General features: G+C 70.6%; 12 protein-coding genes. 5 read left to right on the top strand and 7 right to left on the bottom strand.

The features are described 5' to 3' along the window. Together acnA and ACZ6Z4_RS22305 are read right to left on the bottom strand one after the other, a co-directional pair. Nucleotides 1–2,442 (bottom strand): aconitate hydratase AcnA, encoded by a 2,442-nt coding sequence (acnA, locus tag ACZ6Z4_RS22310; protein WP_465567600.1) that lies wholly within the window; start codon nt 2,440–2,442, stop codon nt 1–3. Further along, nucleotides 2,439–3,509, bottom strand: a complete 1,071-nt coding sequence (locus ACZ6Z4_RS22305) for an isocitrate/isopropylmalate dehydrogenase family protein (protein WP_465567595.1) — start codon at nt 3,507–3,509, stop codon at nt 2,439–2,441. The genes acnA and ACZ6Z4_RS22305 overlap by 4 nt, the downstream gene beginning before the upstream one ends. A 177-nt stretch (nt 3,510–3,686) precedes the next feature. Between ACZ6Z4_RS22305 and ACZ6Z4_RS22300 the strand changes: the two genes are divergently transcribed. Both ACZ6Z4_RS22300 and ACZ6Z4_RS22295 read left to right on the top strand, forming a co-directional pair. After that, a complete protein-coding gene (locus ACZ6Z4_RS22300; protein ID WP_465567592.1) occupies nt 3,687–4,370 on the top strand; it encodes a GntR family transcriptional regulator in 684 nt (227 codons plus the stop codon). Continuing rightward, a complete protein-coding gene (locus tag ACZ6Z4_RS22295) occupies nt 4,363–5,361 on the top strand; it encodes a GDSL-type esterase/lipase family protein (RefSeq protein WP_465567589.1) in 999 nt (332 codons plus the stop codon). Before ACZ6Z4_RS22300 ends, ACZ6Z4_RS22295 begins: the two co-directional genes overlap by 8 nt. On the opposite strand, the gene ACZ6Z4_RS22290 is transcribed toward ACZ6Z4_RS22295, so the two are convergent. From ACZ6Z4_RS22290 to ACZ6Z4_RS22280, 3 genes are all read right to left on the bottom strand, one after another. Further along, nucleotides 5,345–6,178: an alpha/beta fold hydrolase gene (locus tag ACZ6Z4_RS22290; RefSeq protein WP_465567585.1), complete on the bottom strand. Its 834-nt coding sequence runs from the start codon at nt 6,176–6,178 to the stop codon at nt 5,345–5,347. The genes ACZ6Z4_RS22295 and ACZ6Z4_RS22290 overlap by 17 nt on opposite strands. 78 nt (nt 6,179–6,256) lie before the next feature. After that, nucleotides 6,257–6,541: a hypothetical protein gene (locus ACZ6Z4_RS22285; protein WP_465567582.1), complete on the bottom strand. Its 285-nt coding sequence runs from the start codon at nt 6,539–6,541 to the stop codon at nt 6,257–6,259. 59 nt (nt 6,542–6,600) lie between these two features. After that, a complete protein-coding gene (locus tag ACZ6Z4_RS22280) occupies nt 6,601–9,579 on the bottom strand; it encodes a glycine--tRNA ligase (protein ID WP_465569254.1) in 2,979 nt (992 codons plus the stop codon). A 316-nt stretch (nt 9,580–9,895) separates the two neighbouring features. Between ACZ6Z4_RS22280 and ACZ6Z4_RS22275 the strand changes: the two genes are divergently transcribed. The 3 genes from ACZ6Z4_RS22275 (at nt 9,896) to ACZ6Z4_RS22265 (ending at nt 13,171) form a co-directional block, all read left to right on the top strand. Then, nucleotides 9,896–10,942, top strand: coding sequence for a methyltransferase (locus ACZ6Z4_RS22275; protein ID WP_465567579.1), 1,047 nt, complete (start codon nt 9,896–9,898; stop codon nt 10,940–10,942). Between the two features lie 174 nt (nt 10,943–11,116). Continuing rightward, nucleotides 11,117–12,370, top strand: coding sequence for an MFS transporter (locus ACZ6Z4_RS22270; protein WP_465567576.1), 1,254 nt, complete (start codon nt 11,117–11,119; stop codon nt 12,368–12,370). Nucleotides 12,371–12,544: 174 nt separating this feature from the next. Next, nucleotides 12,545–13,171, top strand: coding sequence for a superoxide dismutase (locus tag ACZ6Z4_RS22265; protein WP_363665682.1), 627 nt, complete (start codon nt 12,545–12,547; stop codon nt 13,169–13,171). Between the two features lie 54 nt (nt 13,172–13,225). On the opposite strand, the gene ACZ6Z4_RS22260 is transcribed toward ACZ6Z4_RS22265, so the two are convergent. Further along, nucleotides 13,226–13,672: a YdeI/OmpD-associated family protein gene (locus tag ACZ6Z4_RS22260; RefSeq protein WP_465567573.1), complete on the bottom strand. Its 447-nt coding sequence runs from the start codon at nt 13,670–13,672 to the stop codon at nt 13,226–13,228. After that, complete coding sequence (locus tag ACZ6Z4_RS22255) at nt 13,669–14,502, bottom strand: alpha/beta fold hydrolase (RefSeq protein WP_465567566.1); 834 nt, start codon at nt 14,500–14,502, stop codon at nt 13,669–13,671. Before ACZ6Z4_RS22255 ends, ACZ6Z4_RS22260 begins: the two co-directional genes overlap by 4 nt. Nucleotides 14,503–14,521 lie beyond the last annotated feature (19 nt).

Here is a 14,521-nt window from a genome sequence, read left to right as displayed (position 1 = left end):
TCAGAGCTCTCCTGCCTTCAGACGCTGCAGCACGTAGGGCAGCACGCCGCCGTGCCGGTAGTACTCGGACTCCCGCGGGGTGTCGAGGCGGATCCGCAGCCGGTAGCTGCGGCCGCCGGAGACGACGGTCGCGAACCCGTCGTCGCCGAGGGTGATGTCGATCGGGTGCTCGCCGGTCAGGTCGTCACCCTCGCCCTCGGCGAACTCGAGGGGGAGGATGCCGAGGCCGACGAGGTTGGAGCGGTGGATGCGCTCGAAGGACTGCGCGAGGACGGCGCGGACGCCGAGCAGGGCAGGGCCTTTCGCGGCCCAGTCCCGGGACGACCCGGTCCCGTAGTCCTTCCCCGCGATCACGACGACCGGAGTCTTCTCGAGTCGGTACGCCTGAGCGGCGTCGTACACCGCCAACAGTTCCCCGTCTTTGCTGGTGAACCCACCTTCGCGGTCCACGAGCTGGTTCCGCAGCCGGAGGTTGGCGAACGCGCCGCGCATCATCACCAGGTGGTTCCCTCTTCTGGACGCGTACGTGTTGAGCTCCTTCACCCCCAGCTCACGCAGGTACTTCCCCGCCACACTGTCCGGTGGGATCGCCCCCGCCGGAGAGAGGTGATCGGTCGTCACCGAGTCCCCGAGCCTGACCAGCGCGCGGGCTCCCTTCAGATCGCCCGGCGTGTTCGGCTGCTCCAGGTACGGCGGCCGCTGCAGGTACGTCGACTCGGCGTCCCACTGATAGGTCCTGCTGCCCTCGACCGCCAGGCCGCGCCACCGCGCGTCGCCCGCGAACACGTCGGCGTACGCGTTGGCGAACATCTCGGGCTTCAGAGCGTTCTGGATGACCTCGTCGATCTCGGCCTGGGTCGGCCAGAGATCCTTCAGGTAGATCCCGTCGGCGATCGGCTCGGTGGTCAGGTCGAGCCCCATCCGCCCCGCGAGCGCGTACGCGACCACGAGCGGCGGCGACGCCAGGTAGTTCTGCCGTACGTCGGGCTGGATGCGGCTCTCGAAGTTCCGGTTCCCCGACAGCACCGCCGCGACCGAGAGGCCCTTCGCCCGGACCTCCTCGGCCACCCCGTCGGCGAGCCCGCCCGAGGCGCCGATGCAGGTCATGCACCCGAAGCCGGCCAGGTGGAACCCGAGCTTCTCCAGGTACGGCGTGAGCCCGGCCGCCGCGTAGTAGTCCATCACCACACGCGACCCCGGCGAGAGCGTCGTCTTCACCCAGGGCCTGGTCGTCAGCCCGAGCTCCACCGCCTTCTTGGCGACGAGCCCCGCGGCAACCATCACGCTCGGGTTGGACGTGTTCGTGCAGGAGGTGATCGCGGCGATCACCACAGACCCGTCAGCCAGCTCTCCCGCTCCCCCACCCCCGCCCGCCGTCGTCGCGGCGACTTCCGTCAGCGGGATGCGCTGGTTCGGCCGGTTCGGCCCGGCGATCGACGCCACGACCTCCGACAGATCGACCGTTAGCTCCTCGTCGTACCGGATCTCCGTGCCGTCGTGCCAGAGCCCCTGCTCCTTGGCGTAGTTCTCCACCAGCTCGACGTGCTCGCGCCCGGTGAAGCGCAGGTAGTCCACGGTCTGCTCGTCGATCGGGAACCACGCGACCGTCGACCCGAACTCCGGGCTCATGTTCGCGATCGTCGCCCGGTCCGGCACCGGCAGGCCGGCCAGCGCCGGCCCGAAGAACTCGACCAGCTTCCCGACCACCCCGTGCGCCCGCAGCCGCTCGGTGATCGTCAGCACCAGATCCGTCGCCGTCGACCCCGCGGGCAGCGCCCCGACCAGCCGGACGCCGACCACCTTCGGGATCACCATCGAGACCGACTGCCCGAGCATCGCCGCCTCGGCCTCGATCCCGCCGATCCCCCAGCCGAGCACGCCGAGCCCGTTCACCATCGTGGTGTGCGAGTCGGTCCCCAGACACAGATCCGGGAACGCGACCCCGTCCCGCACCTCGACCACCCGGGCGAGCTTCTCGAGGTTGACCTGATGCATGATCCCGGCGCCCGGCGGTACGACCTTCAGCTGCTCGAAGGCTTCCTGCCCCCAGCGCAGGAACTGGTAGCGCTCGCCGTTGCGCCGGTACTCCAGCTCGACGTTCCGCTCCAGCGCATCGGGCCGCCCGAACACATCGGCGATCACCGAGTGATCCACCACCAGCTCGGCCGGCACCAACGGATCGACCCGCGCCGGGTCGCCGCCTTGCGCGACCATCGCGTCGCGCATCGCGGCGAGATCGGCCAGTACGGGGACGCCGTTGGTGTCGTGCAGGAAGACCCGCGACGGGTGCACCTCGATCTCACCCGTTGCCCCCGGCACCCAGTTCGCGAGCACGCTGCTGTCGGTCCCGTGCCGCAGGGCGTTCTCCAGCAGGATCCGCAGCGTCCGCGGCAGATGCTGCGGCGCTACCCATCGGAGCGGCTGGTAGTCAGGGGCGATCATGCTGAAGTGATCGCCTTGGCAACAGCTGAACCGAACTCTGCTGTGCCCGCCGTACCACCCAAATCTCGTGTACAGACTCCTGAGCGGATGGTCGCGAACAACGCATCATCCACCAACTGAGCCGCCTTGCTCGCCGCCGGATCGTCGCAACGCCGTCCCAGCCAGTCCAGCAGCATTCCACCCGACCCGATCATCGCCGTCGGGTTCGCCAGGTCCTGCCCGGCGATGTCCGGCGCCGAACCGTGCGCGGCCTGCGCCATCGCCCGCTCCGCCGACGCGTTCACCGACGGCGCGATCCCCAGCGACCCGGCCAGCTCACCCGCCAGGTCCGACAGGATGTCCCCGAACATGTTCTCGGTGACGATCACGTCGAAGTCCGCCGCACGGCGTACGAGGTGCACGGTCATCGCATCGATGTGGAAGTCGTCGACGACGACCTCCGGGTACTCCGCCGCGATCTCCTGGCAGATCGCCCGGAACATCCCCGTCGACGTGCGCAGCACGTTCGCCTTGTGCACCACCGTCAGGTGCTGCCGCCGGCGCTTGGCCAGCTCGAACGCCTCCCGCGCGATCCGCTCGATCGCCGGCCGGGTGAACACGCCCATCGCGATCGCGACGTCCTTGGTCGGCATGTACTCACCGGTCCCGGAGAACGTGTTGCGGTCGGCGTAGAAGCCCTCGGTGTTCTCCCGGACCACGACCAGATCGGTCCCGCGGTCGTCGAACGACCGGGCCGGGCGGATGTTGGCGTACAGGTCGAAGTGCTTGCGGATCGCGCCGCTCGGGTTGAGCAGGGCGCGGTGCGGTTCCGGGTACGCCGCGCTGTCGTGCGGGCCGAGCAGCCAGCCGTCGAGCTCCCCGAGGGTCTCCAGCGTCGCGGGCGGCAGCGCGCTGCCGTGCGTCTCGATCGCGGCGGCACCGAGCGGCAGCGGGACCCACTCGATCGGGGCCGCGCCGGCCGCGGCGACGGCGGCGTCCATCACCTCGACCGCGGCCGGAACGATCTCGGGACCGATGCCGTCGCCGAGCAGGATGCCGAGCCGGTAGCTGCGGGGGGTGGGGTTCACGCTGGTTCCTCTCCGGTGGTCGGCCTCCACTGTGCTTCGTTATAACCTTCCGCGTCAAGCTCTGGTGTTGACTCGTCTCACGTCTTGATCTTGGGTGGTTTGAGCTAGAATCCTCGTTATAACGAGCTGCAGCGATCGGGTTGCGATAAATTTGACCCCCGGCCGGAGGGAGGTGCGATGGACGAGCAGAACGGGAACCGCCCGACCAAGGCGGAGGCGGCGTACGGACTGGTCCGCGCCCGCATCCTGAGCGGCGAACTGGTCGCCGGCGCGGTGATCCAGCAAGGCCCACTGGCCCGCGACCTGGGCATCAGTACGACGCCCCTGCGCGAGGCGCTGCGCCGCCTGATGAGCGACGGCCTCGTCGAGCTGGACGCCCACCGAGACGCCCGCGTCACCGCCCTCACCGCCGAAGAGGCCCGCGATCTCCTCGAGATCCGCCGCTCCCTGGACCCCCTGGCCGCCGGCCTGGCCGCCGAACGCCGCACCCGCGCCGAGCTCGAAGCCATCCGAGCCTCAGCCACGGAACTGCTCCCCCTCCGCGCCGACCCCAACTCCCTGGAACTGGCCACCCACCGCGAGTTCCACGCCGCGATCTACCGCGCCTCCCACAACCAACTCTTGATCCAGTCGCTGGACAGCCTCTGGGACAAGGCCGACCGCTACCGCCGCCTCGCCCTCGAAACCGGCCGCTCCGAGGAAGACCTGGACCGCACCCACGCCGACCACCTGGCCCTCGTCGAAGCCATCGCCGCCCGCGACACCGAAACCGCGGCAGCGGTGATGCTCGCCCACGTCAACGCCAGCCTCGGCGCCCGAGCAGCTACTCGCCTGACCGCCCCCGAAGACACCCATGTCTGACACCCTCTGGACCGGCTACCGCTTCCGCGAAATCGACGCCGACGGCTGGTCGACCTTCTGGCGACTAGACCCCCGCGAGCAGTCCAACGGCCTGCACGACTGGCACGGCCGCCCCGACCGCTCCGGTCACCGCCTCTGGTCCCGCGCCGCCACCCCAGCCGGCGTACGCGCCTCCTGGAAAACCTCAGCCACCGAGATCCGCCTCGAACTACGAACGGCCCTCGACATCTACACCAAGCTCGCCCCCGTCGACTTCCTCATCGACGGCCACCTCCACCACCGCCAAGAGCTGGCGCTCGGCGAGCAGGAGATCACCGTCCCACTCCCCGGCGACGAAGCCGACCTCACCGTCTGGCTCCCGCAGGCCGGCGCCATCGCCGTACGAGCGGTGACCTTCACCGGCGAAGCCACCCGCACACCCCCGACCGGCCCCCGCTGGATCACCTACGGCAGCTCGATCACCCAGTGCACCGGCGCCTACGGCCCGTCCGAGACCTGGCCGGCGCTCGTCGCGCGACGCCACGGCTGGGACCTCACCGCGATGGGCTTCGCCGGCGAGTGCCACCTGGACCCGATCGCCGCCCGCACGATCCGCGACACCCCCGCTCGCCTGATCTCGCTGTGCCTCGGCATCAACATCTACGGCGGCGCGACCTTCTCCGGCCGCACCCTCCCCGGCCAGGTCGAGTCCTTCCTCCGTACGGTCCGCGACGGCCACCCGCACACGCCGCTCGTCGTCATCACCCCACTCGTCGCCCCCGAGCACGAGGGCAAACCGAACGAGGTCGGCCTCACCCTCGACGACGTCCGCGCCTGCGTCGAGCTAGGCGCCCGCTCCCTCGCCGACCCCGACCTCCAACTCATCGACGGCCGCACCGTCCTCACCGCCGAGGAAGCCAGAGCCCTGTACGCCGACGACCTCCACCCCGGCCCCGACGGCTACCGCCTGATCGCCGACCGCCTGGCCCCGCTCCTCACGCTCCCCCTCTGAGCACCCCACCCAGCACCGCGGCGAACCCGTCCACCGCACTCCCGAATCCCCCGTGATCCCCGGGAAACTCCGTCACTTCCACACCGAGCCCGTCAGCCAACGCAGCCGCAGCCCGCCCCGGCGGCTCCTCCGCCGACATCTCCCCCACACCAATCACCACCCGTACGCCGCCCAGCGCCGCCAGATCGACCCGGTACCGCCCGAACGACGGCACCTCGTACCCGATGAAGAACCCGAAGTTCCGCTGCATCCGAGCCTGCACCGCAGCATCAGGCTCGACAATGGACCCCGGCCCCAGCTCACTCTCTTCAACAGCTGGTTCCGCCGACTGCTCAGCGGCAGCAAACCCCGCGTTGAACACCTCCAGCGCCGCCCAAGCCCCCTCCGCCTGGAACTTCTTCTCGACGTCGTCCATCAACGTCGCCCAGTACGCCTGATCCGGCAGCAGATGGAACAACGGCGGCTCATGCGCCACCACCGTCCCCACCAACTCCGGCCACCGAGCCGCCAACTCAAGCCCGATGATCGCCCCCGAACTGTTCCCGAACACCGCAGCCCGCTCCCCCGGCGAAACCACCTCCAGCAACCGCCGAGCATCATCCGCATGCACCGCGATCTCCTGCGGCGACGGCTCCCCGTCCAGCGGGCTCCGCGAGTTCCCCCGCCGGTCGTACGTCACCACCGTGTACCGCTCAGCCAGCCGATCGGCCAGCGGCGCATACGCCTCAGCGTCGTACACCCCTCCACACACCAACAGCAGCACCGGCCCAGCACCACGCACCTCGTAGTACAGCTCCGCTCCAGGAACCACCAGCACGCCAACCACCTCCACACCAGGAACGCCGACCACCCGGCCGATCACCCCCTGGTCGAAACCAAAGCCACGACCTTGCGCTCACCCAGTGAACGAAACCGGCTTCCCCACCGCCTCGGCGTACGCAATCTCCCGCCGCGTCGACTCCCCGAGATACCCACCGGGATTCACCACCAGCACCCGATCCGCCAGATCGATCTTCCGCAGATGCAGCTCCCCCAACACAACCTTCTGCTCGTCGGTGAGCTCCGCACCGAAGTCGCCAGGCGCCACGACGATCACCCCGGCGAGGCTCAGCTCCCGGTTCAGCGCCACCATCTCGTCCGCGAACTTCAAGGATCCGCAGATGCACACGATCTCAGCCACAGCTCAGTGAACAGCAAAAGGGCGCCCGGCCACAGCAGCCGGGCGCCCTTCACCAACGATCAGCCGAGGCTGGTGCCCAGCGCCTGCCAGTCCAGGACCGGCGCGGCGAGGTCGCGGATGGTTGCCAGCAGGCCGAGGCGGGCGGCCTTGACCTCCGGGTCTTCGGCCATCACCAGGATCTCCTCGAAGAACGTGGTGATCGGCTCGACCAGCACCGACGCTGCCGGGACGAACTCGGCGAGCGTCGTCGGGGCCGGGGTGACCTTCTGGACCGCCTCGTGCAGCACGACCTCCGCGGGCTCGGTGAGCTTGCTCGGGTCGTACGACGGGTCGGTGCCGGCCGGGACGATGCGGCGGGCCCGCTGCAGGACGGCGACCAGTTCGGCGAAGCCCTCGGTGTCGACCTGGCGGCCGAGCTCGGCGAGGGTCTCGTCGGCCAGGGCCGGGGCCTCGGCGAGCGGGAGGACCGCCGCGACCTGGAGGTGGTCGTCGCCGCGGTCGATCAGCTGCTGCTCGTACCGGCGTACGGCGAACTCGGACACCTCGGCCAGCGACTCAGCCGGCACCTCGATGCCCTGGGCACCGATCTGCTCGGCGGCGGCCGCGAGGCCGACCGGGAGCGTGATCGCCCGCAGCGACGGGTGCTCGCGCAGGATCGCGACCACACCGGCCGCCGCGCGACGCAGCGCGAACGGGTCCGACGAACCCGTCGGCTTGGCGCCGATCGCGAACAGCCCGGCGAGCAGGTCGAAGCGGTCGGCCAGCGCGAGCAGCGCGCCCGGGGTCGTCGCCGGGACCGGGTCACCGGCCGAGCGCGGCAGCTCCATGTCGAACAGCGCCTGCGCGACCTCCTCGGTCTCGCCGGCGCGGCGCGCGTACTCGCGGGCCATCGTCCCGGCCAGGCTGGTCAGCTCGACGACCATCTGCGAACCGAGGTCGAACTTGGCCAGCTCGGCGGCCCGGTTCAGCGTGGTCAGCTCGTCGCCGTCCAGCTCGACGACCGCGGCCAGCGACTGCGCGATTCGCCCGATCCGGCCGGCCCGCTGGGCCATCGAGCCGAGCTTCTCCTCGAAGGCCAGCTTGTCCAGCTCGCCCTTCATCGTCTCCGGCGTGGTCTGCAGGTCCGCGCGCCAGAAGAAGCTCGCGTCCTCGTACCGCGCCCGCAGTACACCTTCGTTGCCTCCGCGCACGACGTCGGGCTTGACCGAACCGTTGGCCACGGCAACAAAGTGCGGGAGCAACTTCCCGTCGGCGTCCCGCACCGGCAGGTAGCGCTGGTGCTTGCGCATCACGGTGGTCAGGATCTCGCCCGGCAGATCCAGGTACGCCGGCTCGAAGCCGCCCAGGATCGCGGTCGGCTCCTCGACCAGGTTGACGATCTGGTCGATCAGCGCCGACTCGCCCTCGACGTCGACGCTGCCGCCGACGGTCGCGGCCAGCTCCTGCGCCGCCTCGACGATCTGCGTCCGGCGCCGGGCCGGGTCGGCCTCGATGCCGTGGATCCGGAGCAGGTCGAGGTACCCCTCGGCGGCCGCGATCTCGACGGTCGGCTGCGCCGCCGTCCGGTGCACGCGGGTGATCCGGCCGGCGGTCAGCGTCGACGCGGCGACCGGGACGACCTGGTCGCCGAGCAGCGCGACCAGCCAGCGCACCGGCCGGGTGAACGACAGCTTGGCGTCGTTCCAGCGCATGTTCTTGTCCGAGCGCAGCCCGGTCACGATCTCGCTCAGTACGCCGCTCAGCACCTCGGCGGCACCGCGGCCCGGGTCCGGCTTGGTCACCGCGACGTACGCGACGCCGTCGACGTCGAGGTCGTGCAGCTCGGAGGGGTCCACGCCCTGGCCGCGGGCGAACCCGGCGGCGGCCTTGGTGATGTTGCCTTCGGCATCGAATGCGGCGGCCTTCTTCGGGCCGCGGGCAACCTTCTCGGCGTCCGGCTCGCCGGCCTGCACCTCGGTGACGAAGGCAACGACCCGGCGCGGGGTCGCGTACGTCGTGACGGTGCCGTGCCCGAGCCGGGTCGCGGCGAGCTTCTCGGTGAGGGCCTTGCGCACCGACTCGGCGGTCTTCGCGACCTCCGACGGCGGCATCTCCTCGGTCCCGATCTCGAACAGCAGCTGCCGCGTCCCGGAGACCTTCGGGAACGACGTCGGCACCGGCGCCGCGGCCGGCAGCTCGGCCTGGCCCAGCGGGTACTCCAGCTCGGTGCGCCGCTCGGCCCACAGCTGCGCGACCTCACGCGCCAGCGTGCGCATCCGGCCGAACGCCTTCGCGCGCTCGGTGGTGCTGACCGCACCACGGGCGTCGAGCACGTTGAAGGTGTGCGAGCAGCGCAGCACGTTGATGTGCGCCGGGACCGGCAGCCGCGCGTCCAGCATCCGGCGCGCCTCCGCGGCGTACTCCTCGAAGAGCCGCTTCTGCGACTCCACGTCGGCGTCGTCGAGGTAGTACCGGCTCATCTCGTACTCGGCCTGGCCGAACGCCTCGCCGTACGAGATACCCGGGGCGTAGGCGATGTCCTTGAAGTGCGAGACGCCCTGCAGCGCCATCATGATCCGCTCGATGCCGTAGGTGATCTCCACCGACACCGGGTCCAGCGTCATGCCGCCGGCCTGCTGGAAGTAGGTGAACTGGGTGATCTCCAGGCCGTCCAGCCAGACCTCCCAGCCCAGACCCCAGGAACCGGTCGCCGGGTTGGCCCAGTTGTCCTCGACGAAGCGCACGTCGTGGGCGTGGATGTCGATGCCGAGCACCTCGAGGCTGGCCAGGAACAGCTCCTGCGGGTTGCCCGGGTCCGGTTTGAGCACCACCTGGAACTGGGTGTGCGTCTGCAGCCGGTTCGGGTTCTCGCCGTAGCGGCTGTCGTCGGGGCGCACACTCGGCTCGACGTACGCGACCCGCCACGGCTCGGGACCGAGCACCCGCAGGATGGTGGCCGGGTTCAGCGTGCCGGCACCCACCTCGGTGTTGAACGGCTGCACCACCATGCAGCCCCGGTCGGTCCAGTACTTCGTCAGCGCGAGCAGCGCGTCCTGCATGGTGAGCACGACAACAACCTCGGGTTCGGTGTGGGGATCTCAAGACCCCGCTGGCCGGGCAAGCCACCGGGATCGACCCGTGAAGTCTATTAGCCCCCACCGCGTCCTCGCGCCACGCGTCACCACCCGAGCACTCAGCGCCCCGGAAACCCGGTGCCCGCGGCGCCTGTCATGTCGTACCGTCGCCCCCGTGACCAGCCCCGTGCACGCACCAGTCGTTCACTGACCCAGCCGTTCCCGCTCCCCCGCCGCGCCGACGCGCCGCGGGGTGAGCCGCGCTGCCCCTGGTCACTTCTCTTCGCAGCAGGAACGGCTGATGGACACACCTCTCGTCATCGACGACACCTGGTCGGCTTCGCGCGCGCTCCGCGCCATCGAGCAGGGCTCCCGCCTGCTCTGGCAGGGCGACTGGCACACCGGAAAGCAGGTGGTCGCCGCACTCAAGCGGCGGCTCAGACCCCGCGAGACGGACTTCGCGTCGTACCGGCGTACGCGGAGCCGGCAGATGCGGGTCGTGAACTCGGTGCTGGTGCGGATTGATCGCTCGTACGCCGTGGAGGCGCGGCGGGCGCCGGATGTGCGACGGGCTTGTCGGCTTGCGTACGGCGCTGGGCAGGGTGATCGGCTGGTGCCGCTGCAGGAGTTGCTGGGGGTGATCGGGGCCGAGCAGCTGCGGCTTCGCGGGGTCGAGGTGCCGGCGTTGGATGGTCGGATTCATCCGCACTACGGGGTGTTCGCGCCGACGCGGAGCGAGTACGTCGACTTGGTCGCTCGGACACCGCTGGTCGCAGTAGGTCAAGCATTTGATGTAGGGACCGGGACCGGAGTGCTGGCTGCCGTACTGGCCCAGCGCGGTTTCGCGGTGACAGCAACAGATCTGAGCCCCCGAGCGGTCGCCTGCGCGCAGGACAACCTCACGCGACTCGGCCTGACCGCCGACGTGATGCACACCGACCTGTTCCCACCCGGCCGGGCTGACCTGATCGTCTGCAACCCGCCGTGGATCCCAGCCCGACCGATCGGCCCGCTCGACCACGCGGTGTACGACGAGAACAGCCAGATGCTGCGCCGCTTCCTCTCCGGTGCGCGCGACCACTTGAGCCCTGGCGGAGAGGTCTGGCTGATCCTCTCCGACCTGGCCGAGCACCTCGGGCTGCGCTCCCGCGATGAATTGCTGGAGCTGTTCGAGGGCGGAGGCCTCGCGGTCGCCGGGCGATCCGAGATCGCGCCCCGGCACACCAGGGCCCAGGCAGCACGAACCCGACAAGGAGGAGGCGGCCGCCGAAGCGGCGGCCCCCTGGCGGAGGCCCGCGCGCGGGAGATCACCAGCCTGTGGCGGCTGGCGCCCGACATCCAGCACTGATCAAGCAGGCGTCGGGCCGATGATCGAGGGTGCGTTGAGCGTGGGCGACAGGCCGGTGGCTCGCTTGATCAGTGGTGCATGTCGGCAGGGCGCTCGTGATTGACGCGTTGGGTGCGTGAATCGGCTGCGAACAGGTGTTGGAGTTCGGCGGCGCCCCGGCCGCATCGTCGGAGGATGAGACGGACAGCTGGGTGTTACGGCGTGACCGGGGTGCTGAACGCCGCGTGGGGCGCGACGCTGCCGGCGACCGATGCGCGGCTCGATCTCGGGCCCGGGCGGCTCGGTGTACTGCTGATGGCGCTGGCGCTCGGTGCCTTGGTGGCGATGCCGATCGCCGGGCGGCTGGCTGACCGGTACGGCGGGCGCCGGGTGCTGGTGTGGCCGCTGCGGGCGGCCGCGCCGGCGCCGGTGCTCGTCGCGGCTGCGCCGTCGTACGGGGTGCTGGTGGGGGCGGCGGTGGTGTTCGGGGTGCTGTCGGGGGCGCTGAACGTGGCGCTGAGTCTGCAGGCGGTGGACGTCGAGCGGGCGACCGGGCGTGCGGTGATGGGGACGATGCACGGGACGTGGACGCTCGGGGCGGTGCTCGGTGGGGCGCTGGCGACGGTCGGGCTGCGGGGTGGGGTGGATGTGCGGGTGGTGCTGGTGCTGCTCGCTGGGGCGTTGAGTGTGGCGGCGGTTGCGATGACGCGCGGGCTGCCGTCGCCGCAGGGAGGCGTCGCTCGCAGCCACCGAGGTCAGGCCTCGCTGGGCAGCGCGGAGCGCGGTACGAAGTTCGTGATCGCGCTCGGGGTCATCGGAGCGGCCGCGTTCCTCACCGAAGGGGCGGCGACCGACTGGGCGGGTGTTCACGCCACCCGCGTACTCGGCGCCGATCCGGCGATGGGGTCGCTCGTGTACACCGCGTTCTTCGTCGCGATGACCGTCGTCCGGTTCGCCGGGGATCCCGTCCGGGCGCGGCTCGGGCCGACGGCGACGATCCGGTACGCCGGCGCGGTCGCGACCGTCGGCTACGCGCTGGTGCTGCTCTCGGGTGTCGCCCCGGCAGCGCGAGTCGGTACGGCGATGGCCGGCTGGGTCCTGGCCGGCGCCGGGATGGCTGTCGTCTGGCCGGTCGTGGTGAGCACGCTCGGCAGCTCCGGTGCCTCCGGGCGGCGGCTGTCGAGCGTGACGACGATCAGCTACGGCGGCGGCCTGGTCGGGCCGGCGCTGATCGGCGCGGTCGCCGGGCAGGCCGGGCTCCCCGTGGCGCTGCTGATCCCGGCCGCACTGGCGGTCGTGGTCGCAGGCGCGGCGCCCGTCGTACTGGGGAGGTTCGTGGAAGGCGGGACGCGGGGTTCCCGGGGTGGTTCGAGAGGTGACAGCTCTGAGCGGGTGGGCTGTGACGAGACTGGGAGACCTCCGGCGTGGGTGCGTGGCCGGAGTATGTGAAGCTGGAGGCGACCGGCGCGGTGTGAACGGCGCCGGACCGGGCACTGGTCGGGACATCCACGCCGCCCCGCGTGGTGACTTGACCTCAACCGTGGTTGAAGTTTCAAGCTGGTGTAGCTCGGACAGGACATCGGAGATACCGGCCCCCGCGCGGGCCCTGACGAAGGAGCAGAGTTGACCACGTACACGCTTCCCGACCTTTCCTACGACTACGGCGCACTGGCGCCGCACATCGCCGGGGAGATCATGGAGCTGCACCACTCCAAGCACCACGCCACCTACGTGAAGGGTCTGAACGACACGCTCGAGAAGCTGGCCGCGGCCCGCGAGGGCGGCGACTTCGGCGCGATCGTCGGGCTGGAGAAGACCCTCGCCTTCAACCTGGGCGGGCACGTCAACCACTCGATCTTCTGGAAGAACCTGTCGCCGGAGGGTGGGGACAAGCCGGACGGTGAGCTGGCGGCCGCGATCGACGAGTCGTTCGGCTCGTTCGACGCGTTCCAGGCGCACTTCACCGCGGCGGCGACCACCATCCAGGGCTCCGGCTGGGCCATCCTCGGCTGGGACGCGCTCGGCGGCGGCCTGCTGATCCACCAGCTGTACGACCAGCAGGGTCAGCTGCCGGCCGGGCAGATCCCGATCGTGATGCTGGACATGTGGGAGCACGCCTTCTACCTGCAGTACAAGAACGTCAAGCCGGACTACGTCAAGGCCTGGTGGAACGTCGTGAACTGGGCCGACGCCCAGCAGCGCTTCGACGCCGCCCGCACCAACGCCGGTGGTCTGATCACCGTCGGCTAGTTCGATCCTGCAGCGTCCGGAAGAGGTCCCAGCCTCCTCCGGACGCACCGCAGGTCACCTCTGCCCGCGTCCCGACGCCAGGCGTTCGACCGCCTTGGTGATCCGGTTGGCGCGGGTTTCCGGTTTCTTGGCCTCCTCGATGCCGAGGACGAACCAGCGGCGCTGGCTGTACGACAGCCCCTCGTAGAACGCCTTCGCCTTCGGGTTCGCCGCGAGGGCCTCGGCGAAGTCCGCCGGTACGGCGACCTCGCGCGGGGCCGTGTCGAGCTCCAGCTCGATCTCGACCTCGTCACCCCCGGCGACGCCGGCCGCCGCGCGGTTGTCGGCGTTGACGCCGACCATGTAGACGCCGCCCATCACCGCGACCGTGCTGCGGTAGGTGAAGTCACCGATCGTCACCCGCACCGCCGGCTTCCTGCCCGCGCCGAACGACTCGACCACCTCGGGCGGGACCTCGAAACCGACCTTCGTCGTCCCCTGCAGAACCGTCCGGAACCTCATCCGAAGAACTCCTTCAGCGCGCCGGCCATCACGGCCGGGTCGACGTTGTGCTCCTGACCGTCGAGCGTACGGTGGCTGCCGTCCACCAGCCCGGCGACGACGGCGAGGTTCCCGTCGACCATCCACTGCCACGACGCGCCACCGGTCAGCACCCGCGTCGGCACCAGGACCTGGCCGAGCGCGTCGACGGGCACCGAGTAGTCGCCCATCACCGTCGCGTCGTACGCGAGCGTGTGCGCGATCGCCTCCTGCGCGGGCCACCACGGCGACGCCTTCGCCATCGCGACGAACTCCTCCGGCAGCCCGACCACCTCGGCCATGAAGTACTCCGCCGCCTTGTCCCGCCGCCCGGCGGCGACGAAGTCCCGGTAGATGTCGGCGGTGTTCGCCGGCGGCCGCGGCCGGGTGCCGTCGAGGATGTACGGCGGCTCCCACAGCACCAGCCGCCCGACCGGCAGCCCGGACGCGGTCGCCAGCAGCGCGAGCGCCGCACCCGACGACGTCCCGTACAGGTACGCCGTACCGCCCGCGGCCGCGATCACCGCGTCGAGGTCCTCGAACTCCCGCTCGACGGCGTACTCGGGAGCGTCCCCGGAGTCGCCGCGGCCGCGGCGGTCGTAGTTGTAGACGGTGAAGTGCTCGGCCAGCAGCGCGGCCAGCGGCGCGTTCGACATCCGGTCGACCGATCCTCCGCAGACCAGGACCACCGCGGGTCCGGCGCCGAGCTTGTCGTAGGCGATCGGCGTACCGTCCGCCGAGGTGACCTTGTCCATCAGCTTGCTCCTCGTCTCGGGGGCCGCGATCCGGCCTCGCACCACTGCGTCGATCACCTCGCCACCAGATCGACAC

It is taken from the genome of Kribbella sp. NPDC104740 (assembly GCF_055583505.1).
Note: the sequence above shows the minus strand (reverse complement) of the source record. Positions and strands in the feature narration are given on the sequence as shown.

Bases quoted from the DNA above. Each gene is read 5' to 3' on its own strand.
- ACZ6Z4_RS22270 (WP_465567576.1), top strand. From the start codon at position 11,117: ATGAGACGGACAGCTGGGTGTTACGGCGTGACCGGGGTGCTGAACGCC.
- ACZ6Z4_RS22295 (WP_465567589.1), top strand. From the start codon at position 4,363: ATGTCTGACACCCTCTGGACCGGCTACCGCTTCCGCGAAATCGACGCC.
- ACZ6Z4_RS22275 (WP_465567579.1), top strand. From the start codon at position 9,896: ATGGACACACCTCTCGTCATCGACGACACCTGGTCGGCTTCGCGCGCG.
- ACZ6Z4_RS22280 (WP_465569254.1), bottom strand. From the start codon at position 9,579: ATGCAGGACGCGCTGCTCGCGCTGACGAAGTACTGGACCGACCGGGGC.
- acnA (WP_465567600.1), bottom strand. From the start codon at position 2,442: ATGATCGCCCCTGACTACCAGCCGCTCCGATGGGTAGCGCCGCAGCAT.
- ACZ6Z4_RS22260 (WP_465567573.1), bottom strand. From the start codon at position 13,672: ATGAGGTTCCGGACGGTTCTGCAGGGGACGACGAAGGTCGGTTTCGAG.
- ACZ6Z4_RS22300 (WP_465567592.1), top strand. From the start codon at position 3,687: ATGGACGAGCAGAACGGGAACCGCCCGACCAAGGCGGAGGCGGCGTAC.